This is a genomic window from Flavobacterium sp. JP2137 (assembly GCF_050562195.1).
Lineage (GTDB): Bacteria > Bacteroidota > Bacteroidia > Flavobacteriales > Flavobacteriaceae > Flavobacterium.
Genome location: NZ_CP191647.1, coordinates 941,570 through 964,264, shown reverse-complemented (window position 1 = coordinate 964,264; position 22,695 = coordinate 941,570). Strand labels below are relative to the sequence as shown.

Genomic DNA, 22,695 nt, shown 5'->3' with positions numbered 1-22,695 from the left:
CAAGCCAATACACAGTATATTTTTAGCTCAAAAAACCATTGTTAATGCAAATCACTAACCGCTTAACGTTCAGTTAATTGTATGTTAACATTAAATGTTGATAAGTTTGGATAGAATTCAACAACTGTTTTTTGTTTATTCGAAAAAAAATTCTAATCAAAATCCGCTTTTAGAATTCCAAATTTAGTTTCTAAAATTTGTTGTTTTGTTATGAGTTCGAAAACCGAAGTTATCAACACTTATCCACAACAATACTTATTGTGATTTCTAGTTGCTTTAGTTTTTACACCCTTGTTGATAACTATAACAGTTCGTTTAAAACCAAGGCTCTACTAATTCAAACCCTGTGCATAACTAATGACAACTCCATAAGTACTACTTTATCCAAAAAGTTATTGTAGCTATTAACACACAATAAGAAGAAGAAATAAATTTAAATTTTAAAAAATATTTTTTTTCTATTATATATAGATGTTGATAACAATTAAAACAAACAGCAGTAATGGTCTTGCTTTTGATTGGATTGTAAGGGGAACTGAAAATATGTGGGAGTTCCCATTTGAAGAACGGTTTTGAATTTGCAATTTTAAGCTTTTTAGTTCAAAGGATGGGAATAGGGATGGTTTTATATTTAATATATTGATTGTCAATTGTTTAGTATAACGATATTTTAAGTTTATTTTTTATTTTCTACTTCCTTGAATTTTTATTTTTCATCGTAACTTTGTGGGCTTTTAGTTTACTCTTTAACTCCTTGTATATGATTACTTTTAATTACGAATGTGATTTTAAATTAGACGACGAAACGATTTATGCCGATTGGATCAGTCGGGTGGTGGAGTCGGAAGATTTGGTAGTAGGTGCTATCAATTATATCTTTTGCGACGATGCGTATTTGCACACGATTAACGTGACTTATTTGGATCACGATACGCTGACGGATATCATCAGTTTCGATTATGGAGAGGGAGCAGTGGTGTCTGGCGATATGTTTATTTCGATCGAACGGGTGCGCGACAATGCCTCTGATTTCGATGTATTGTTTACCGAGGAACTGCGTCGGGTTATGGCACACGGTATTTTGCATTATTGCGGTTATCAAGACAAGACTGAGGCTGATGAGGAAGAGATGCGAGGCAAGGAAAATGAAAAAATGTTATTGTTCCACGTGGAACAGTAGACCACTTTTTTTAAATTATTAATTAAATGTTCCACGTGAAACAATGAGTTTATTTGAAGATATATATGATGTGATTGTAGTCGGTGGAGGTCATGCCGGTTCCGAGGCGGCAGCTGCGGCAGCCAATATGGGATCCAAAACTTTACTGGTTACGATGAGTTTGCAAAACATTGCACAGATGTCTTGCAACCCGGCCATGGGCGGAATTGCCAAAGGACAAATTGTGCGAGAGATCGACGCCTTGGGTGGATACTCGGGTATTGTTTCCGATCAAACGGCGATACAATTTAAAATGTTGAACCAATCCAAAGGACCGGCTATGTGGTCGCCTCGGGTACAAAGCGATCGAATGCGCTTTGCGGAAACTTGGCGTTTGATGTTGGAAGGAACCGAAAATTTGGATTTTTATCAAGAAATGATTTCGGGTATTTTGGTTGAGAATCACAAAATCGTAGGTGTAAAAACCTCTTTGGGAATTGAGATTAAAGCCAAGTCGGTTATCCTGACCAACGGTACTTTTTTAAATGGATTGATCCATATAGGAGAAAAACAATTCGGCGGCGGTAGGGCAGGAGAAAGTGCGTCGTTTGGAATTACCGAAGATTTGGTTCGCATGGGATTCCAATCGGGTCGTATGAAAACCGGTACACCTCCACGAGTGGACGGTCGCTCTTTGGATTTTTCCAAAATGGAACCCCAACCCGGCGATGTCAATCCCGCGAAGTTTTCGTATTTGGACATCACCAAACCCTTGGTGGAACAACGCGATTGCCACATGACATATACCTCGCCAGAAGTACACGATTTACTGCGCGAAGGCTTTGATCGTTCGCCGATGTTTAACGGGCGTATCAAGAGTTTGGGCCCGCGTTATTGCCCTTCGATTGAAGATAAAATCAACCGTTTTGCCGATAAAGAACGCCATCAGATTTTTGTAGAACCCGAAGGCTGGAAAACTTGTGAGTATTATATCAACGGTTTTTCGACTTCCCTACCAGAAGATATACAGTTTAAAGCTTTGCGCTCGGTAGTCGGTTTTGAAAACGTCAAGTTTTTCCGTCCCGGTTATGCAATCGAATACGATTATTTTCCGCCTACACAATTGAAGCATACCTTGGAAACCAAGTTGGTCGAAGGCTTGTATTTTGCCGGGCAAATCAACGGAACCACCGGTTATGAAGAAGCGGCTTCTCAGGGTTTGATGGCCGGTATTAATGCGCATTTAAAAATCAACGATAGAGCGCCGTTTATCTTAAAGAGAAACGAAGCCTATATCGGAGTTTTAATCGACGATTTGATTACCAAAGGCACTGAAGAACCGTACCGCATGTTTACTTCACGGGCAGAATACCGCACGCTGTTGCGTCAAGACAATGCCGATTTTAGACTAACACCGATGTCGCATGCCCTGGGCTTGGCTTCGGACGAGCGTTTAAAACGCATGCAAATCAAACAGCAGGCCTCGGAAGCATTGGTGGATTTCTTTAAGGAAACCAGTGTAAAAATGGAGGAAGCCAATCCGATACTCCTGGAAAAAGGATCGGCACCGATGGCACAAGCCGATAAGATGTTTAAGGTTTTCTCGCGTCCGCAATTGGATTTAAACGATATGTTGAAGTTCGAAAAGGTGCGTTCGTATGTCGATCAAAACGACTTGGACCAAGAGATTTTAGAGCAGGCAGAGATACAGGTAAAGTATTCGGGCTATATAGAAAAGGAGAAAAACAATGCCGATAAATTAACCCGTTTGGAAGATGTGCGCATACCGGAGAACTTTGATTACGATAAAATCAAATCCCTTTCGTACGAATCCTGCGAGAAATTAAAGAAAATTCGTCCGATTAGCATTTCTCAAGCCTCGCGTATTAGTGGGGTAACGCCAACGGATATTTCCATATTATTAATTCACATGGGACGCTAATGTTCCACGTGAAACAATAACTAATTACTAAACGTGTAAAAGATAATTTTACACGTTTTGAATTTAAAAAAGTTTTAAAATGAGGCATCATCAAGCTCATATACCCGCAGCGGTTCGTGATTATTCGGTTTCAAAAGAAACCTTTGAACTGATTATCGATCCGGAATACGGTTTTTTAAAAACCGTTCCCAAGCCGAATAAGGACGATTTAAACCGCTATTACGACAGCGACGATTATATATCGCATACCGATAGCCAACGCAATTGGTTTGAGAAAATTTACCAATGGGTCAAGAAAAGAGCCATTCAAAACAAAGTAAAATTAATCAATAGCGGGCGTAGTAGGGGTGGAAAACTATTGGATATCGGAGCGGGTACCGGCGACTTTCTAGTGGAAGCCAAAAGACAAGGTTGGGATATTGTGGGTTTTGAACCCCATCAAAAAGCACAGCAATTTTGGAAGGAAAAACAACTTACCGCTGTAGGCAATCTCGACGATATCGAAGCAGCTTCCTTGGATGTGGTTACGATGTGGCATGTGTTGGAACACGTATACGATTTGGAAGAACAGCTCACAACCCTTGCTCGTATACTGAAAAAGGACGGCGTTTTGATTGTAGCTGTTCCCAATTGCGAGTCCTTCGATGCCAAACATTACGGCGCTTATTGGGCGGCCTATGATGTGCCGCGTCATCTCTGGCATTTTTCACAAACCGCCATGGAGAAACTCATGACGGCCTTCGACTTCCAAATCGTAAAAAAACATCCGATGTACTTCGATAGTTTTTACGTGTCGCTGCTATCGGAAAAATACCAGACGGGAAAAATGAATTTTGTCAAAGCCTTTTATATCGGGCTCAAATCGAATTGGAAGGCCAAAAAGAATTTTCAGTATTCCTCCATCATTTATGAAATCAAGAAAAAATAGCTGCTGAAAACAATATTTATTTAAGGGGTAGTCCAGCTTTTTCGGTGAAACCCCCATTGATTTATGGCGTCCATATCGCAAAGGGACGCCTTTTTTATTGGTCGTCTTTAAGGGGATTATAAAACCTCGCCTTTAAATTCTAATTGTAAACTGCGCATGGGTGTATGCGCTTTTTTATACAAAGCTATAGTGCCGAAAATAGCTTAGAGCAAATCCATTTTTAGTGTATATGCCGCTTAGCCGTTTTTAACTGAGCGCGGTGTTTTGAGTTTTATAGCGTTGGATGAATAGTTTTAAAAGGATGCTTTTATTGCTAAATCGCTTCTTGATTTTTAACGCTAGCTAGGACTTAGACAACCCCTAAGTATACGTTAAGCATCATCCATTTTATTCAAAATTTTCAAGGACCGTTGTTGATTTTTTCTTGCTATTTTTTGTATTTTCAATTTCTTTAAAACATTTTTACGATCGTATTTCATCTAAAAATTTTCCAGAACCGCTGCTGAAATTTTCTTGCTGACCTTTGTATTTTTATTTCTTTAAAATACTTTTAACGCCATCAATTTCATTTAAAAATATTCAAGGTGCGTTGTTGAATGCTGATGGGGTTGTACTGGGAATAGGAGTACTGTTTTGATTTACTTCAACAGCCATCAATTTTTAAATAAAAATTTTTCAAGGACCGTCGTTGAAATTTATGGGCTATTTTTTATACTCCGAATTGCCATAAAATACTTTTAGCACCATCGATTTCATTTAAAAATATTCAAGGTGCGTTGTTGAATGCTGATGGGGTTGTACTGGGAATAGGAGTACTGTTTTGATTTACTTCAACCGCCAACGTATTTCATCTAAAAATTTTCAAGGATTGCTGCTGAATTTTTCTTGCTGGCTTTTGCGCTTCGATTTGCCTTCAAAAAATTTAAGCAGCATTCGTTTTACTAAAAAATTTTCAAGGACCGTTGTTGATTTTTCTTGCTGTCTTTAGTACTTTCGATTTCTTTAAAATAGTTTCGCCAACGTATTTCATCTAAAAAATTTCAAGGACCGTTGTTGAATAATAATAGGGTTGTACTGTAAATCGGATTAGTATTTAAAAAAATTTCAAGGACCGTTGTTGAATTGTAAGCGTTGTTAATAAGACGGGGCGATGCGCTAAAAGAAATATTTCTCGGATGGGAATCGATTGATTTTAAAAACACAGCTAATGGGTTCAAAAAGGTGTAGGCATTTTTTTTAAAGAGGTTGGGCTGCCGCGAGGAGATTCAGTTCCATGGAATAAAAGGGAATAGACGATGGGTATAGGAAGGGCAGTAATTTATATCGGAGGAGTTCCTACCAAAGAACACACAAAAATTTTAAGACCACTTTCAAGCGAGGACAAAATCGAAGGCCGTAACGAAAGTCCTTGTGGATTTTTATCCACTATAAAAACGCGGTAGCGGTTTCGAACAAAATTTCCCTTTTGCAGCGATGGCTTTTTTAAAGCGCGATCGAAAGGCCGTCGAAAGGGATTAAAAATCGAAAATGCCAAAACAGGCCGATTTTGGATGGGCTAGGGCAGTTGGAACTAAAAAACGCCCAACAGGCGGTTAAAAATGCTTTGCTCGGGCTTAAAAAGTAATGCAAAGCCCGCAGTTAAGAGTTTATAGTGCCGGATATAAAAGTATATTCACAATTTTTAAAAGTGTCTTAAAAGGCTTTATTTCGACCCGTTTTTGATAGGATTTTCTTATTTGAAATCATTTCTCCATCGTTATTTGTTATGTAGAGAAATCAGTAGTCAAAAAATAATAGAGTTAGGTAAAAAGTTTTTATTACATTTACTGCGTAAATAAAATTAAAAGAAAAATGAAAAAAAGTATTTTAGTATTGGGCCTGGTTGCAACATTACTTTCTTGTACCGATAAAGGGACTACGGCTGTTAGTGAACAAAAGACGGCTTATATCGATACACAAAAATTGATGAAGGAATACGAAGAGACTAAAGATATCGAAGCCAAGTACAAAATCAAGTCCGACGAAATGGGAAAAGAGCTCGAGGGCGATATTTCTAGATTTCAAGCGGATGCTCAAAACTTCCAACGCGAAGCACAAGCCAAGGGAATGGCCTGGGCACAACAAAAAGGTGCAGAGTTGCAAAGAAGAGAGCAGGATTTGAGCGCGAAGCAACAAGGAATGCTACAAGCCCTACAATTGGAGAGCGGCAAGGAGATGGATTCGTTGGTTAAGAAGATCAAAACCTATGTCAAAGACTACGGAAAGAAAAACGGCTATGCGTACATCTACGGTACAGAAGATGCCTCGACTATACTCTATGCGAAAGAAGAATTTGATTTAACCGATAAAGTGATCAAGGACTTAAATTCAAAATATAAGGGTACGGCTACTACAGCAGAAACCAAAGACGAAAAAGACGCGACTACTAAAAAATAATTTATATATTTAAAACCTCCAAATACTGGAGGTTTTATTTTTTTAGTACCTTTTTTAGAGGGTAATTTGTAGGTTCAATACCAAGGCGAAATGAAAAGGATATCGGCAGAAGCGAAATATGCATTACAATTTATCAATCAGACCAACCGCTCTATTTTTTTAACGGGTAAGGCAGGTACGGGCAAGACTACCTTGCTCAAACAGATTATAGAAACCACGCATAAAAATGCGGTAGTTGTAGCCCCTACGGGTATAGCTGCGCTCAATGCCGGTGGAGTAACCATACACTCTTTCTTTCATTTGCCCTTTGCCGCTTTTATACCCGATTCCAAATCGGTTCCCATATTTTCCGATACGGTAAAATTCGAAAATCAGGTGTCGCTGCGGCGTCATTTGATGATGAACAACACCCGCAAGGCCCTGTTTCAAAATCTCGAGTTGCTCATCATAGATGAAGTCAGTATGGTACGGGCAGACGTGATGGATGCCATGGATTTTATGCTGCGTCGCATTCGAAAAAACGAACAGCCCTATGGCGGAGTTCAGGTGTTGTTTATAGGCGATTTGCTGCAATTGCCTCCGGTGGTAAAGCAAGTGGAGTGGGAAATCTTAAAACAGTATTACCGCGGAAACTTCTTTTTTCACGCTCACGTAATTCAGAAAAATCCGCCCCTATACATCGAACTCGACAAGATCTACCGCCAAAGCGACGACCGCTTTATTCGCGTGTTAAACAATTTGAGAAACAATCAGGTGACCAGCAAAGACGTCGACTTGCTCAACGAATTTGTTCAGCCGGACTTCGATCAAAAAAAACAACAGGGATACATTACGCTCACCACGCACAATGCCAAGGCAGATGCCATCAATAACGAAGCGCTTCAAGAACTGCCCAACAAAGCCCATACCTATTACCCGGAATTGGTCGGTGATTTTCCGGAAAAAATATTTCCCTTAGAAGCGAAAATGACCCTAAAGGTCGGCGCTCAAATCATTTTTATCAAAAACGATTTGTCGTTTGAAAAGAATTTCTTCAACGGTAAAATGGGCGTGATCCAATCGTTGTCGCCCAACGAAATCTACGTGCACTTTCCCGAGGAAAACAAAACGATCGAAGTGGAAAAGTACGAATGGCAAAACATTAAATACTCCGTAGACGACAACACCAAGGAAATTCAAGAGCAGATCTTGGGTACCTATACCCAATATCCGATTAAGCTCGCTTGGGCCATCACCGTACACAAGAGTCAGGGACTAACGTTTGACCGCGCTGTGTTGGACGTGTCGCGCGTTTTCCTGCCTGGGCAGGCCTACGTAGCCTTGTCGCGTTTGCGCTCGTTAGAAGGGCTTATTTTGCTCAATCCCATTCAGATGAACGGCCTGCAAAACGATGCCGATGTCATGGAGTACGCCAATCAAAAGGCCAATGCGGAAAAGCTCGAAAGCGAATTGCACACCTCCACGCGGTTTTTTATCTACAAATACCTGGTGCAGAGTTTTTCGTGGTTCGATTTATCGACCCAATGGCGGCAGCATCTGCAAACCTATGTGGCCGAAAGCGACCGCAGCAAAAAGAAACAGTTTCACGGATGGGCCACCGTGCAATCGCAACAGATGGACGCACTGCTGATACACTCGGAGAAATTCGTCAATCAACTGCATCAATTGTTCCACGCCGAACCCTATGATTTTGATTTTGTTCGCGAGCGCTTTGACAAGGCCTATTCCTATTTTTTTCCAAAGATAGACCGCATTGTCTTTGAAATCCTGTTTACGGTTACTCGGGTGCGCAAGATGAAGATGATGAAGGCTTTTTTTGAGGAGCTGTCCGATTTGGAAAACAGCTATATCAAGGCAATACTGCAGTTGATGAAGGCCAAATTGCTCATAGAAGCCCTAAGTGCAAACAAGGAAATCAGCAAGGAAAACCTATCGTCGTTAACCATAGGCGAGTACCGCATCAATCACTTGGTGGCCATAGCGGAGATCTTGCGCAGCGGCAATTTGGATTTGGACGAAGACGAGGAGGACGAAGGCTATTACGAAAAACCGGAAAAAAAGACCAAATCCACTAAAAAACCCACTACGGAAATTACTTTAGAACTGTGGAAAACCGCGATGAGCATAGCGGAAATTGCCGAAACCCGAAAGCTGACGGTACAGACCATATACGGGCATCTCGCCAAGCTGATCGCACAGAAGAGCGTGGCGATTACCGAAGTACTACCAGCAGCGCGCATAGCGGAATTAAAAGCGATTGTCGACTCCAATGCCGAATTAAGCCTGTCGGAGATCAAGGAAAAGGTAGGCGATAAATTTACGTGGGAAGAGCTGCGTTTGTTTAAGGCTTCGACGACCTAATTTTGGCAATGCCCAAGGGCCCGGGTCGTCCGCTATATCTCTTGTTTTTGAACAAACAAGAGGATGCCGCTACCACCCCTATTGCAAGGGCGGCGGTAATTTAGTTTAGAAAATACACGGCCAACAAGGCGGGAATCATATAGATAACAATGGTTTTGGCCCCTTCGTAATCCTTGGCCAAACGCTGGCCAAACAGCAAAAACAAAAAGGTAATACTCGCCAATACCGAGGCGAGAAAAGCGAAGATAATCGAGGAAAAGACAATCAAGTCCAACAGTCCAATCAAACTGATCAAGCCGGTAAACAGCTCCAAAAAGGTGATAATACCCAAGGCGGTGGGCACCTGTTTTTCAAAAATCGTATCCTTAAAATGGGGGGTTAACCACAATAGATTGCCCTTCCAATCCAAAATTTTATCCAGACCGGATTGCACAAAAACCACTACAAAATAGCCCATAATCAGCATGCCAAAAATCATCGTACTATCCATAAATCGAATCAAAAAAAATTGGTAAATCTCCCGTTGGAACGATTCCTATAGAACGGTGCTTTTATTCCCTAAATATATTATTAAAATTACGCTTTTTAAACAAAAAATTCAAGTGTAGTGAAAATTTTATTCCAAGAACGCTCTTAAAAAGCTATTTATCAAGCAATGAAAGCCTTAGGAAGCCAAAAGCGCAGCCTCGCAACGGCGCTATTGGAGTACAAAGCGCTTCGAATTCGCGTGTATGGGCAAAAATAAAACTCAAAAGTAGTGCAAGAACCGCAACAAAAATGCAGCAATCGCAAGGCGATTCGGCGTCGGGTTTGCATTCGATAGGAAACAGCGCTTACTTTTGGTGGATCAATCGCGTGAGTTTAATCGATAGGTCTGTAAAGATCATCTTGGGGTTTCCGTTGCGTTCAATGTGATAAATCGCGTCGGACAGCTCGTTGAATATTTCGGTGATGTTTGAGTTATTGACAAAAGGCGCGAAGTTTTCCAGCTTAAATTTTTCGACAGTCGTTTGGTAATACACCAATTCGGGTGCCTTGTAATTGATCAATAAGGCCTGTCTAAACAGCTCGATGCAAAACTCCAAAAACTGCTTTTGAGATTCCCTGCCCAAAGCGGCCAATTCCTCACTCCACAAGATCAGGTCTTGAATGACAGCGGCATTTCCCTTGGCGCGAAAAGCGGCGCGTACCCATTGCACAAACCACTGCTCAAAAGGCAGGCCGTCGTTGGTGTTTTTAAGGAGGTGCAAGGCCTTGTTGTAATTGCCCTGTGCCTGTCGGGCAATCAAACCCGCTGCAGAAGGGCTACACTGTTGTTGTTCGATCAAAGCCCCTTCGATTTCCACCGCGGTCAAGGCCGGGAATTTAATCAGTTGGCAGCGCGATAAAATCGTTTGTATCAGGGATTTTTCATTTTCGGCGATCAATATAAACACCGTTTTGGCCGGCGGTTCTTCCAAGAGCTTGAGCAATTTGTTCGATGCTTCGACGTTGAGTTTATCGGCCATCCAGATAATCATCACCTTATAACCGCCTTCAAAGGATTTTAGCGCCAGTTTTTTTAAAACTTCCTGGGCTTCATCCACGCCGATCTGACCCTGCTTGTTTTGAATGTCGATGTGGTTGTACCAATCGAAGAGCGTACCGTAGGGATTGGTCGTTACAAAGTTTCTCCAAGCCTCGATAAAGCTGTCGCTGGTCGCATTTTTCTTGACGGCATCGGTGGTGGCCACGGGAAAGACAAAGTGCAAATCGGGATGTCCCAAGGATTTGAACTTCAAATTACAGGCATCCGAACCGCCGCTGTTTTCGCCGTCGGTATTCTTGCACAGCAAATACTGCGCATAGGCAATTGCTAGCGCTAGGGTGCCCGAACCTTCAGGACCAATAAACAATTGGGCGTGGGGGATACGACCCGAAGACGCACTTTGAATCAAATGATTCTTGAGGTGTTGTTGACCGATTATTTCTGAAAACTGCATAGCACAAATATAATTGAAAAAGCCGATTAAGAAAAGCGTTATTTCCGCTTCTTTTAGGCGGTAAAGATATTGGTATTTAGCAGTTTTTCCATTTGCTTTTTGGCGAAGGATTGGGGTAAACTCCTAAAAAAGGCATTTCTAATTCGGCACAGTAGGGGCGATTCCCATTGGGCGATTCTACCGATTCGTCTGGATTTTACAATCACGCTAGTGGTGCGGGGAATGCGTCGCTTTTCAAAATTTTTAAAGGCGAGGGTCACCTCCTTTTCCCCTTGGAGTTCGCGGGTCAAAACCGCGATATCTTCAATGGCCATGCAAGCGCCCTGACCCATATTGGGGGTGGTGGCATGGGCGGCATCGCCCAAGAGCAGCACCCGATTAAAAGCGAATTGCCTCAAGGGTTTGATGTCTAATATGTCGCTTTGTATCAGCTTGTCTGCCGAAGTATGGGCGATGATATGGGTAATTTCCGGGTAGAAGTCTTTGAAAGTGGCTTGCAGTTCTGCAATGCCGTAAGCCTTAACGGTTTTGTAGTTTGCCGCCGTGGTATTGATGCAGGCATACCAATAAATGAGGTTGCCCTCTAAAGGCACAAAGCCAAATCGGCCTGCGGGATCCCAAATCTCCGTACCGTCTTGTACGGTGATATTCGGATTGGGGATTACGGCGCGCCAACAGCTGTATCCGGCATAAAGGGGGGTCGACTGCGGCAGTAGTAATTGGCGCACGGCCGATCCCACGCCGTCGCAGCCCAAGACATAATCGGCTGTGGCCTGAGTGCCATCGGAAAAGGCAACCGTAACCTGCTCTTGATTTTGTTGCAAGTCCACCACTTTTTTATCGACCTGTATATCCTGCGGATCGAGTTGCTGATACAGATACTGACTAAGCGATTTGCGATGTATGCTAAAATTGTCGGCGGTACCCTTTTTGACCAAGGCGGTGTTGGCCTCAAAAATCGGTCGACCCGTAGCATCCTTAATCGTAAGACTGCGCAGCATCGTGCCCAAGGGAATCAGTCCCTCGGCCAAATCCAAGTATTCCAAGGCTTTTATGGCATTGGAGGCCAAGCCCAATCCGGCGCCCAATCCCAAAATCGTCGGTTTCGATTCGTAGACCGTTGCGGTAAATCCCATTTTTTTTAAACTGATCGCCGCGGTAAGTCCGGCAATTCCTCCTCCGATAATGATAAAGTGTTTTGACATGGCCATGTGGTAAGGGACAAAGATATTGCTAAATGCGCAAAGTCCGCTATGGTTTTGGTGGGGAAAGGAGCGCCAGATTTTGGTGCGATCAACGCTTATTTTTTGTTAAAGTGTACCAGCCAGGTGAGGCTTTCTTTTAAAAAGAGCCCTTATAAATAAGCGGCGAACGCAATAAAAGGCGGGAAATACAGCGCGTTGCAAATCTTAAAATTGCGTTATACTCCTTTTCTAGGGGTATAAATCAGTCTTTTGAAAACTAAAAAAGTTTATATTTGTGAAATTTCTATAACTCAACCCCCTTAAATTATACAATGAAAACCATTAACGATTTTGATTTTAAAGATAAAAAAGTATTGATTAGAGTTGATTTTAACGTGCCTTTGGATGCGAATTTTAACGTGACCGATGCCAATAGAATTGAAGCGGCCAAGCCGACAATACTAAAGGTTGTTCAAGCGGGTGGTACGGCGATTTTGATGTCGCATTTGGGCAGGCCCAAAGGCGTACAAGATCAATTTTCTTTAAGACATATCGTGGCAAAAACCGAAGAAGTTTTGGGAAGGCCGGTTATTTTTGTCGAAGACAGTGTGGGCAGTGCGGTAGAAGCAGCCGTTAAAAATAGCCCATCGGGATCAATACTATTATTGGAAAACCTGCGTTTTCATCCAGAAGAAGAGCAGGGAAGTGCGGATTTTGCATCAAAACTGGCACAATGGGGAGATATTTACATCAACGACGCCTTTGGAACCGCGCATAGAGCGCATGCTTCTACGGCGATTATCGCTGAATTTTTTCCCGAAAACAAAGCCTTTGGGTATTTGTTAGCCAAGGAAATCGAGAGTATCCACAAGGTGTTAAACAGTACAGACAAACCGGTAACCGCAGTATTGGGAGGCTCCAAGGTTTCTTCGAAGATCACGATAATCGAAAACATCTTGGACAAGATCGATCACATGATTATTGGCGGTGGTATGACCTTTACGTTTATCAAGGCACTCGGCGGTCAAATAGGCAGTTCCATCTGCGAAGACGACAAGATGGAATTGGCTTTGGAAATCATGCGAAAGGCCAAGGAGAAAAACGTGCAAATTCACTTGCCTGTAGATGTGATAGCCGCAGACGCTTTTTCCAACGACGCCCAGACAAAGATTGTCAAGGTCGATGAAATTCCCGATGGTTGGCAAGGTTTGGACGTGGGACCCCAAACATTAGCCTTGCTCAAACCCGTAATTAAAGAATCGAAAATTATTTTGTGGAATGGCCCATTAGGGGTTTTTGAACTCGAAAAATTTTCACATGGAACCATTTCCCTTGGAAATGATATTGCAGAAGCTACCCAATCGGGCACCTTCTCCCTAGTAGGGGGAGGCGATTCCGTAGCCGCAGTAAAGCAGTTTGGTCTAGAATCAAAGATGAGTTATGTCTCTACAGGTGGTGGCGCTATGTTGGAAATGTTAGAAGGAAAAACATTGCCGGGTATAGCCGCTATCGAAAACAACTAAAATATCCATGAATAGCGCTGTAACGATATCGCAGCGCTATTACAAACCGTTAAGCATGAATTTCAAATTATCAACCCTTTTATTGGGAATGTTTTCCGTGGGAGCCCTGGCTCAAACATCCGAAAGCAACCCGTCGTATTTAGATTCCATCAAAAGCACTTTTGTCAACCATTCCATGAGTAGCTGTATTGAAGAGCGCATGACCAAAGAATTGGTCAGCCTCGATTTGTTTGAAGAAATGGAAGCCGATATCAGCAACGTTTACAGAGATGAAGAAGTGAGTTTTGACGAACTTCCCACCGAGCTCTTAAAGCAACGCCTATTGTTACTCGATCAAAAATCTCCTTTTAAAATCGAGTACAACGAATCCCTAGAGCGCGTGATCAAGTCGTTCTTAAAAAACAGAAAAAAATCCTATGCCCGTTTAATGGGTTTGGCCGCCTATTACTTTCCGATGTTTGAAGAGCACCTGTCCAAATATGACGTGCCCTTGGAAGTCAAGTATTTGGCTATAGTAGAATCGGCTTTAAATCCGGTGGCGCGTTCCCGAATGGGCGCTACGGGACTTTGGCAATTTATGTACCCGACGGGAAAACAATACGGTTTGGAAGTCAACTCCTTTGTAGACGAGCGTTCCGACCCTTTGAAATCGTCTGAAGCCGCGGCCAAATACCTGTCGGATTTGTATGCGATATTCGGCGATTGGGATTTGGTTTTGGCCTCGTACAACGCCGGTCCCGGCAACGTATCCAAGGCGATTCGCCGTTCTGGCGGATATACCAACTACTGGAATATCAGAAAAAATCTACCCAAGGAAACCCAGGGTTACCTACCGGCTTTTTACGCCACCATGTATATGTTTGAATACGGTAAAGAACACGGGATTACACCCAACGATTCGCCAGTGGTATTGAATCAAACCGATACCATCGCCGTGAAAAAACGCATGAGCTTTGAACAAATTTCGTCGCTGTTGGATTTGCCTACAGACGAAATCGAATTCTTAAACCCGACCTACAAACTCAAAGAAGTGCCGTATGTATCGGGGAAAAACCACTTCCTGAGGTTGCCCATCAGCAAAATTGGCCTGTTTGCCTCCAATGAAGACAAGATATATGCGTATATCGACTACGAAGACAGCAAGGTAGAAAAGCCGATTTTCGCCTTAGAAACCCAAACCGCTATCGTATCCAGCGACATCAAACCGACCTATCACACGGTGAGGAATGGCGAAAGCTTGGGCGTAGTGGCCAATAAATACGGCATTACCGTAGCCCAAATCAAAAAGTGGAACCAATTGAATTCCAATGCGATTCACCCGGGGAAAAAATTAAAAGTAGGTGCCTTAGTGGCCAATATCGCCAATACGTCGAGCTCGAAATCACAAAAGGTATACACGGTAAAAAACGGCGATTCGCTCTATTCGATTTCGAAAAAGCATCCGGGTATATCGATCAATCAATTGAAGAAAATCAACAACTTAAAAGAAGGTCAAAACATTCATCCCGGTATGAAATTGCGTATTGACGGATAAAACAACCCAAGTCAAGTGAAAAAAACTCTAATGGTTTGCATGGCCTTACTCGCTTTAGGCTGTAAGGAAAACGGCAGTAAACACCCCGGTAGATTGCCGGATTCCGTGGGGAAATACAATCACTTGACTTTGGTTATCAACGATTCCCTGTGGATCGGAAGTGCCGGCGATAGCATTCGCAAATACTTGGCTGCCCCTATAGACGGGCTGCCCCAAGAAGAACCCCAATTCAGTATCGTACAGTTGTCGCCGCGAATCTTTGTCGACAAAAACAGACAGGCGCGCAACATCATCCTCTTTTCCGAGAGGTCAGACTGCTTGTTTTCCTTGGAGCGAAGCAAATATGCCACACCTCAAAATATCTTTACGGTCAATGCCCCCTCGGTCAACGAGATGATCGATCAGTTTAGTGCCCATGTCGATTCGGTGACTACGACGATCAAAAAATTGGAATTGAACGAGATGCAGCATGCGATTGTGCGAGGAAAAAAACTCGATATACAACGTATCACCGACCTGTTTGGCGTTAAAATGATGATTCCGGCCGACTATAAATACGTCTTGGAACAGGAAGAGTTTATTTGGCTCAAAAAGGAAGTGGCTTCGGGCAATAGCAATCTGCTGTTTTACGAAGTACCCATCGAGCGCATCGAGAACGACAAGGATATCTTGCGCAACATTATCCAGGTTAAGGATTCCGTGGGCAAGCGCTATGTACACGGTACCACGCCCGAGTCTTTTATGAAAACCGACGACGGCTATTCGCCCTTTATCAAAAAGGTGGTGCTCGATCAGATGAACGTCAAAGAACTGCGCGGCACTTGGGATATGCACAATAATTTTATGAACGGTCCCTATCTCTGTTATGTGTTTAAAGACGAATACTACGACCGTTACCTCTTTGTGGAAGGATTTTCTTACCACCCATCCAATTCCAAACGCGATTTGCTGTTTGAATTAGAAGCCATCATTAAAAGCATCAAGTTCCATGAATGAATCCTTTGAAATACAAATCAAGCCCTTTAACGCCCTTTCTCCCGTAGAGATATACAAAGTATTGCAATTGCGGAGTGAAGTCTTTGTAGTCGAGCAAAACTGCGTCTATATGGACATCGACGGCAAAGACTTCGATGCGGATCACCTGATGATTTGGAGCGGAAGCGATTTGGCGGCTTATGCGCGAATTTTTGATCGTGGTGCCTACTTTGAACAAGCGGCTGCCATCGGACGGGTTATCGTGAGTCCCAGACACCGCAGTTTTGGATTGGGACATCAATTGATCAAGCAGGGCTTGGAACACCTAGAAGGGGAGTACCAAGTGACGACTACCGAAATTTCCGCTCAGGAATACCTGCAAAAATTTTATGAAAAACACGGTTTTGTCAAGACCTCAGACCGCTATTTGGAAGATGGTATTCCGCATATACAGATGAGGCGTACCGCCGACGAAACCACGGCATGACGCTAAACCCCAAGGATCGATGACAGCAATGCTTCGCTGCGGATTTCACGGGTTTAAAAAGGCGGTGTTGGCGCTTATTGGGTCACGAGTATTTCTACCCTACGATCCAAGTCCGGTGTGAGGTTTAAGGGATATTGATTGCCGCATCCAAAGTGTTTTAGGCGCTTTTTGGGCACCTTGAGTTGTATTAGAAACAGGTATACGTTTTTGGCGCGGTTGGACGACAGCTCCCTCTTGTTGGTATCGCGATCAAAAGTTTCCTTATGCCTTTTGGGCGTACAACAGATGTGACCGTGGATCTCAAAGTTGAAGTTGGGCTTCTTTTTCATGCTCTTGGCAATGTTGCGCAATTCCCTTTTGGCAGACGCCGTCAGTTTGCTGTGTCCCTGATCAAAGTAAATGTTTTGCAGTATAATGCGATCGCCATCCACAATCTTGTCGGGAAATTCGGTATAGATGCCCGGTTGTTGTACAAAGGGAACCACCTTGTAATTGAGAATTAAGTCGACCCTTCTGTTTTTTTGACGCAGTTGAGACACGTCTTTGGCGTAATCGTGATTGATCAGCACTCGGCCCTTGCCTTCGATGGTGACCACCACCTTGTTGCGTATGCCTTGTGAAACGATATAATCCTTGATCGCATACGCCCGGCGTTCCGAGAGCAGAAAGTTGTAATCGTCCTTGCCGCGGTCGTCGCAATAGCCAAAGATTTCGATCGTCTCGATCGCCAAGGTATCGAAATCTTTGATAAAGGACAAGAGCAATTCCCGTTCTTGGTGTTTGATTACATCCTTGTCAAAATCGAAGTAAATCGAGTGGATGTTCTCTTCTTGGGCTCGCGCAGCAAAACTCAGTAAACACGCTATCAACAAAACTATATAACCGCCGTATCTCATTCAAAATTATTTTCTTCGAATCAGTGGGATATCTGGGGTTGGACGAATAATCATCGGGTAGTATTCAATTTTTACAGAACTGCTATCCAAACCAAATGCTTTTTCCTCAGATAAACTGATTTTCTTAATTAAATCGTATAAATCTAAGATAATTCTTTCACTTACGGGCAAATCATTGTCATAAGATACCAATTTTTCAATTAATACGTATTTGAAATCGCCGAGGATGTTGTTTCTATTCAAGGAGGCATAGCGGCTTGAAAGATCGATTTCGCCCGATTCCATCAGGTCTTTAACCACCTTTCTAAACATGAGATTGATCTTGGGTGCAATGCGGAAGCCCAGGTAAAAATCGACGCGAATCAGGTTGTCATGTAAGAGTTCTCTTACGCGGTATTCCATCTGATACGGTTCATCGGTTACATTGACGTGTAGCAGCCAATAGTTATCGGCGCGTTTCGGCCTTTTCTGCAAAATGGAATACATGATTTTTTCTTCGACTTCATCGGGGTTTTGCGCGTTGGTCAAATAGATCAGGTTGGTCGCGTATTTGGGAATAGTCGGATCGGTACTAATTTCGGACAAGACGGTTTTGTACTTGTCGATATTCGTGAATTCGGTATAGTTTTTTCGAATGCGCTTGCCCAGGAAGCAGATGGTCATCGTCAGGGCGAGTATACCCGCTATGGCGATCGAGACATAACCCCCGTGTGAAAATTTTTGTATGTTGGCGATAAAGAAGGAAACCTCTATGCTCAAATACACCAATAGAATCAGTACGATAAAAATGGGATTATAGCGTTTGAGCACCATGTAATAGCCCAACAATATCGTGGTCATGATCATACACATCACGATGGCTAAACCGTAGGCCGCTTCCATATTGCCCGATTCCTTAAAGTGCAGTACTACAAAGCAACAGCCAAAAAACAACAGCCAGTTGATCGAAGGAATATAGAGCTGTCCCTTGATATCGGTGGGAAATTTAACGCGTACTTTTGGCCAGAAGTTCAGGCGCATTGCCTCGTTGATCAGGGTAAAGGAACCGCTGATCAGGGCTTGTGAAGCGATGACTGCCGCTATGGTTGCTATGGTAATACCTATGGGTAAAAACCATTCCGGCATAATCAGGTAAAACGGATTTCCCGGATTGTCTGGGTTTGCAGATAAGAAGCTCAAGGTTTTGCCGGAATGTGCGATCAAATAGGCACCTTGACCAAAATAATTTAAGACCAACATCACCTTGACAAAGGCCCAGCTGATGCGGATGTTTTTGATGCCGCAGTGACCCAAGTCGCTGTATAGGGCTTCGGCTCCGGTGGTACACAAAAACACAAAACCCAAAACGTAATAGCCGTCGGAATGGATCGACAGCAAGTGGATCGCGTAATAGGGGTTTAGGGCTTTGAGCACGGAAAAGTTGCCCATCATCTGGCTCACGCCCAATATGCCGAGCATGACAAACCAGATCAGCATCAGCGGACCAAAGAATTTACCGATGAATTTAGTTCCGAATTGCTGTATAAAAAACAGCCCAAACAAGATGCTTAGCACCAGGGGAATGGTCTGCAATTCCGGTTGGTAAATCTTGATACCCTCCAAGGCGGAAGAGATGGAAATCGGCGGGGTGATGATCCCGTCGGCCAACAGGGCGCTACCTCCGATAATCGCCGGTACGATCAACCATTTTTTATGCAGTCTTTTGACCAAGGTGTAGAGCGAAAATATTCCGCCCTCGCCCTTGTTGTCTGCCTTTAAAGTCAGAAAGACATACTTGAAGGTGGTCTGTAGGGTCAGGGTCCAGAAAACGCAGGATATGGCCCCCAAAACAACAGCTTCTTGAATAACATCTTTGCCCATGATGGCTTTCATCACATATAGGGGCGAGGTTCCAATATCACCAAAAATAATTCCTAAGGTTACTAAAAGCGTTCCTACGGAAACTTTATTGATGGAATTGGACGAGGTTTTGGATAGTGTGCTCAAGTTGCTGTTTTTAAATTATAAATGCTTATTGTTCTTTGTCTATTTGGGATTTGCTTCTCCTTTTCCATACTTTTTTGCGTACCAAAACAAGGATTGCTGCCGTGATCATCAGGTAAGGCCAAAGGCTGAGTAACCCGAGTATAAAACCCGATAGGGAGTTAAAGCCCGAAACTACGGCCTGCCACATTTTTAAGGGATAAGATTCGGTGATGCCAGTTCCCGAAGCGGAACTGTGGTAAATTTCTATGGTTAGGGTGCTGTAAGACACTTGGTTTTTGAGGTAGTTTAAGCGGCCTTGTACCGATTCGACCTCTTCTCGAATCGTCGATAGGGATTTTTCGATCTCGAGTATTTCGGCGATTTGTTGGGTTTTGCCCAACAGTTCTAAATACCGATTTTCCAGTGTTTTCTTGTTTTTTAAACGCGCTTCCACATCGATAAATTCTTCGGTAACATCGGTGGCTGTAATGGTTTTTGTGTCGAAATACGCCACTTCTTTACCGATGGAATCCAACAGCAAATCAAAGTTTTTGCTGGGAATGCGCACGATGATCGTGCGGTAGGCGTAGTTGGATTGGTTTCCCGAATGGTCGTTTTGGATAAAACCGCCGTTGGCTTGAATTTGCTTGTTTAAGCTGCTAAACGATTTTTCGAGGTCTTTGACCTCGTAACGGATCGTGCCGGTTTTGATGATTTTGGTTTCCACATCCCGTTCTTCCCCTGCGGATTCCGCAACCACCGCATCCGTTGCGACGTCCAATGCGAGCGCGTTTGCCCCACCCATGGCATCGCTCTTGGATGAGGTGTTTTGGCCGCAGCCGACAAACAGGACAAAAAGCGATAAAATCAGTGAGTGATAACGCATAAATCTCAAGTTATAGCGATTCCTTAGAATCATTAGTAATGGCCAGTATAAACTTATGAAATAATTGGATTGTTTTCTCATTTATTTCGCTGAAAGACAAACGGTCTTTGGTTTGATAGAAAAACATAATGGCATAAGGCCGATCCAGGTGCTGCAAGAGCAGCTCTTGATTGAGGCGATAGGTTTCTCGCAAGACGCGTTTGAAGTAATTGCGATCAACGGCTCGTTTAAAATTGCGCTTAGAAACCGATACACCCATTTTTAGGGGTTGGCTCTGTTCGCTGGCATCCATGGGCACATAGACCAAACGCAGCGGAAATTTACTGACAGACTTGCCTTCGGTAAACAGCGAAGCGATGGTGATATGGCTTTTTAATTTTTCTTTTTTGGGGTAATTCAATTTCATGGATTGGGATTCTTCTACGCTACAAAGGTAAAAAAAGCTTTCGTACAATGTTAGAATAAAAAAAGCCTCCTTTTCGGGGAGGCTTTCGCGTATTATTGGGTGTATACATTGTTTTTTTGATCGATGTCTGCCATGAATTGACTCGGGTCAATCGTGATGGTTTTAATCTTTTTTCGCGGTTGCGCAATCTGGAAATGATAGCCTGGGTTACCCCATCCCCATCCGGGCAATACCGTGCGCTTGATCGATGGAAACGGATTGGGTTTTACCCAGTGCATCGAGGTCGTTGGCACGTAAAAACTCTCGAAAGTACCGTCTTGGTATTCCACCATGATGTCCAAGGGCATGGGCATTCTTCCCAATCGATTTAAAGTGACCTTGGTTTTGGTCGTACCGGCATCTTCTACGAATTGGATGCCGTAATCGATGGTATTGGTGGTTTGCGTCCAATCGACCATATACCAATCCAAAACCGCACCGGTTACCCGTTCGGCCGTGCGTTTAAAATCATTGGGTGTTGGATGTGTAAAGCGGAAGTCGCGGTAATAGCGTTGTAGGGTTTTCATCGTGTTGTCCCATCCGATAACATAGGAGAGCTGCGTGAGAAAAATAGAGCCTTTTACATAAGACGAAATGCTGTACGCACTGTTGAGGTCGTAGCGATCGGCGTGGGTGGTCAAGGGTTGTTCAATGCCTTTATTCACCATGTAATAGTAGTTCTTATACGAAGAGCCAAACGGATTGCTATCCTCTTGTTCTGAGGCATCCATGGTTTTCATCACGGCCAAATCCGAGATAAAAGAGGTAAAGCCTTCGTCCATCCATTCGTGTTTGGTTTCATTGGTGGCTAAGCTGTGTTGAAACCAGCTGTGTGCCACTTCATGCGCCGTTACGCCAACCAGGCTGGCAAAGTCGCGATCACCGGTAATCAGGGTACACATCGAATACTCCATACCGCCATCGCCGCCTTGAATCACCGAATATTGGTCGTAGGGATACGGACCGACTTGGGTGTTGAAAAACTCGAACAGCGCCGCGGTACGCGGTTGTAGTTTTTTCCAATTCTCCAGTATTTTCGGATTGTTCTTATATAGGAAATGCAGGGTGATTCCCTGAGGACCAACGTATTTGTCGTGGATGTAATTATCGTCTGCAGCCCAGGTAAAGTCCAAGACATTATGAGCGCTAAAGTGCCAAGTCAGGTCTTTGGTTTTTTTCGGATGTACCACTTCGACCTGATCGTCTTGGTATCCGTGACCGATTTCATTTTTGTTGACCAGGTTTCCCGTTGCACCCACGGTATAGTTTTTATCCAAGGTCAATTTGACATCGAAATCGCCCCACACACTGTGAAACTCTCGTCCCAAGTATTGTTCTACATGCCAGCCTTCAAAGTCGTATTCGGCCATTTTGGGAAACCACTGTGCCATGGACAAAGCGACTCCTTCGCTGGAGTTTCGTCCCGCGCGGCGGATCATCTGCGGCGCTTGACCGTCAAAATTCAACGTCAACACCGTTGCTGCACCGGGTAATATCGGTTGTTTTAAAACGACTTCCATCACCGTACCCACCACATTGCTGTAGACCTCTATACCGTCTTGTTTTACGTTTTTAACCTTTAAAAAACCGATTTCGTCGGGTTTTAACAGGCTTATTTTGCTCTCATAAACCTTTTTGTTTCCCTTTTCTAGGGTATTGACCATGCGTCGGTCCGGATCGGCAATCGATTTCAAGCGCTCGTCCATATCGCTTCCCGGTTGGAACGCATTGTAAAACAAGTGAAAAAACACCCGTTTTAGCGTATCTGGAGAATGGTTGGTATAGGTGAGTTTTTGAGTACCGTGGTACTGGTATTTTTTGACATCCATGGAGACCTCCATTTTGTAGTCTACATGCTGTTGCCAATAACCGGGATTGGGGTTGTTTTGAGCAACCGCCCCGTAAAAGGCAAGAGAAAGGGTCAGCGTTAGGAAAATGTTTTTCATGATAGTGTTTTAAAAAACAAGTTCACTAGCTTTTCCATATCCCGAG

At 43.4% G+C, this 22,695-nt stretch carries 17 protein-coding genes; 9 read left to right on the top strand and 8 right to left on the bottom strand.

Features of this window, described 5'->3' with window-relative positions; all coding sequences use genetic code 11:
- Positions 1 to 760: 760 nt before the first annotated feature.
- The 5 genes from ybeY (at position 761) to ACQZ43_RS04185 (ending at position 8,826) form a co-directional block, all read left to right on the top strand.
- Entirely contained in the window at positions 761 to 1,180 is a 420-nt protein-coding gene (gene ybeY, locus ACQZ43_RS04205; protein ID WP_430614688.1) for an rRNA maturation RNase YbeY, read from the top strand.
- Between the two features lie 43 nt (positions 1,181 to 1,223).
- Complete coding sequence (mnmG, locus tag ACQZ43_RS04200; protein WP_430614687.1) at positions 1,224 to 3,101, top strand: tRNA uridine-5-carboxymethylaminomethyl(34) synthesis enzyme MnmG; 1,878 nt, start codon at positions 1,224 to 1,226, stop codon at positions 3,099 to 3,101.
- 79 nt (positions 3,102 to 3,180) lie between these two features.
- Positions 3,181 to 4,029: a class I SAM-dependent methyltransferase gene (locus ACQZ43_RS04195; protein WP_430614686.1), complete on the top strand. Its 849-nt coding sequence runs from the start codon at positions 3,181 to 3,183 to the stop codon at positions 4,027 to 4,029.
- Between the two features lie 1,851 nt (positions 4,030 to 5,880).
- Positions 5,881 to 6,465, top strand: a complete 585-nt coding sequence (locus ACQZ43_RS04190; RefSeq protein ID WP_430614685.1) for an OmpH family outer membrane protein — start codon at positions 5,881 to 5,883, stop codon at positions 6,463 to 6,465.
- A 90-nt stretch (positions 6,466 to 6,555) separates the two neighbouring features.
- A complete protein-coding gene (locus ACQZ43_RS04185) occupies positions 6,556 to 8,826 on the top strand; it encodes a helix-turn-helix domain-containing protein (RefSeq protein WP_430614683.1) in 2,271 nt (756 codons plus the stop codon).
- A gap of 100 nt (positions 8,827 to 8,926) precedes the next feature.
- Here ACQZ43_RS04185 and ACQZ43_RS04180 read toward each other — a convergent pair whose 3' ends face one another.
- The 3 genes from ACQZ43_RS04180 to ACQZ43_RS04170 form a co-directional block, all read right to left on the bottom strand.
- Entirely contained in the window at positions 8,927 to 9,316 is a 390-nt protein-coding gene (locus ACQZ43_RS04180; protein WP_430614682.1) for a DoxX family protein, read from the bottom strand.
- 343 nt (positions 9,317 to 9,659) lie between these two features.
- Complete coding sequence (locus ACQZ43_RS04175; RefSeq protein ID WP_430614681.1) at positions 9,660 to 10,808, bottom strand: ATP-binding protein; 1,149 nt, start codon at positions 10,806 to 10,808, stop codon at positions 9,660 to 9,662.
- A 53-nt stretch (positions 10,809 to 10,861) separates the two neighbouring features.
- Positions 10,862 to 12,013, bottom strand: coding sequence for an FAD-dependent monooxygenase (locus tag ACQZ43_RS04170; RefSeq protein WP_430614680.1), 1,152 nt, complete (start codon positions 12,011 to 12,013; stop codon positions 10,862 to 10,864).
- 311 nt (positions 12,014 to 12,324) lie between these two features.
- On the opposite strand from ACQZ43_RS04170, the gene ACQZ43_RS04165 reads away from it, so the two are divergent.
- The 4 genes from ACQZ43_RS04165 to ACQZ43_RS04150 are packed head-to-tail and all read left to right on the top strand — an operon-like array spanning position 12,325 to position 16,511.
- The gene (locus tag ACQZ43_RS04165) at positions 12,325 to 13,515 is read left to right on the top strand and encodes a phosphoglycerate kinase (protein WP_430614678.1); all 1,191 of its coding nucleotides are present in this window, start codon (positions 12,325 to 12,327) and stop codon (positions 13,513 to 13,515) included.
- Between the two features lie 55 nt (positions 13,516 to 13,570).
- On the top strand, positions 13,571 to 15,049 hold the full coding sequence (locus ACQZ43_RS04160) for a LysM peptidoglycan-binding domain-containing protein (RefSeq protein WP_430614677.1): 1,479 nt from the start codon (positions 13,571 to 13,573) through the stop codon (positions 15,047 to 15,049).
- 15 nt (positions 15,050 to 15,064) lie between these two features.
- The gene (locus tag ACQZ43_RS04155) at positions 15,065 to 16,045 is read left to right on the top strand and encodes a DUF4837 family protein (RefSeq protein WP_430614676.1); all 981 of its coding nucleotides are present in this window, start codon (positions 15,065 to 15,067) and stop codon (positions 16,043 to 16,045) included.
- Complete coding sequence (locus ACQZ43_RS04150) at positions 16,038 to 16,511, top strand: GNAT family N-acetyltransferase (protein WP_430614675.1); 474 nt, start codon at positions 16,038 to 16,040, stop codon at positions 16,509 to 16,511. The genes ACQZ43_RS04155 and ACQZ43_RS04150 overlap by 8 nt, the downstream gene beginning before the upstream one ends.
- A 74-nt stretch (positions 16,512 to 16,585) precedes the next feature.
- On the opposite strand, the gene ACQZ43_RS04145 is transcribed toward ACQZ43_RS04150, so the two are convergent.
- The 5 genes from ACQZ43_RS04145 to ACQZ43_RS04125 form a co-directional block, all read right to left on the bottom strand.
- The gene (locus ACQZ43_RS04145) at positions 16,586 to 17,407 is read right to left on the bottom strand and encodes an OmpA family protein (protein ID WP_430614674.1); all 822 of its coding nucleotides are present in this window, start codon (positions 17,405 to 17,407) and stop codon (positions 16,586 to 16,588) included.
- Between the two features lie 6 nt (positions 17,408 to 17,413).
- Positions 17,414 to 19,393 (bottom strand): KUP/HAK/KT family potassium transporter, encoded by a 1,980-nt coding sequence (locus tag ACQZ43_RS04140; protein WP_430614673.1) that lies wholly within the window; start codon positions 19,391 to 19,393, stop codon positions 17,414 to 17,416.
- 25 nt (positions 19,394 to 19,418) lie between these two features.
- Positions 19,419 to 20,258, bottom strand: a complete 840-nt coding sequence (locus tag ACQZ43_RS04135) for a DUF4349 domain-containing protein (RefSeq protein WP_430614672.1) — start codon at positions 20,256 to 20,258, stop codon at positions 19,419 to 19,421.
- Between the two features lie 10 nt (positions 20,259 to 20,268).
- Complete coding sequence (gene rnpA / locus ACQZ43_RS04130) at positions 20,269 to 20,664, bottom strand: ribonuclease P protein component (protein ID WP_430614670.1); 396 nt, start codon at positions 20,662 to 20,664, stop codon at positions 20,269 to 20,271.
- A 92-nt stretch (positions 20,665 to 20,756) separates the two neighbouring features.
- On the bottom strand, positions 20,757 to 22,649 hold the full coding sequence (locus tag ACQZ43_RS04125) for a M1 family metallopeptidase (protein ID WP_430614669.1): 1,893 nt from the start codon (positions 22,647 to 22,649) through the stop codon (positions 20,757 to 20,759).
- Positions 22,650 to 22,695: the final 46 nt, after the last annotated feature.